This is a genomic window from Ruegeria sp. AM9, from assembly GCF_056540565.1.
Window position 1 is genome coordinate 1 of the sequence record NZ_JBQFWY010000062.1, and the last position, 534, is coordinate 534.

Here is a 534-nt window from a genome sequence, read left to right on the forward strand (position 1 = left end):
GCAGCAGCGGGATCGTGTCCGAGATCTGAGCCCGGGCAAAGCTGCGCCAGGCATTGTCGGGGTCGTGCTCCAGCTCATAGAGGTCGTCGCGGTTGACCCGCACCGCACTCAGCGGCACGCCGTTCGACATCAGCGCGATGTCGAACTGTTCGGTCTGCGGCGGTTCTTCATTGGCCAGCACCCGGGCGGTGCGCCCCAGCGCCTGGGCGGCCTGGCCATAGCGGGTGTTCTCGACCCCGACCTGAACGGTGTCGCCGGTCCCGGACAGGTAGACCAGCCGCAGCCCTTCCTGCGCCAGCGCGGCCTGCATCCGGTCGCGGATGTCGCCGGGGGCGCGGGCGGTGGCGGCAATCTGGGCTTCGGGCTTCAGCGGCGGTGGGGCGGCGCCCTGCCCGCCGGGCGTCACCGCCTTGCGCGGGTCGATGAAATAGCTCAGCGTCAGTCCCAGCGTGGTGCCATAGAGATAGGATGTGGTCAGCTGGGTGCCGTTTTTGAACCGGTATTGGACGCCCACATTGATCGGCGATCTGACCC

General features: G+C 68.4%; 1 protein-coding gene. It reads right to left on the reverse strand.

Annotated features, from left to right (window positions below; all coding sequences use genetic code 11):
- A partial coding sequence (locus tag ACR0DO_RS19595) for a YjbH domain-containing protein (RefSeq protein ID WP_480561122.1) occupies positions 1-534 on the reverse strand: 534 nt, incomplete at both ends.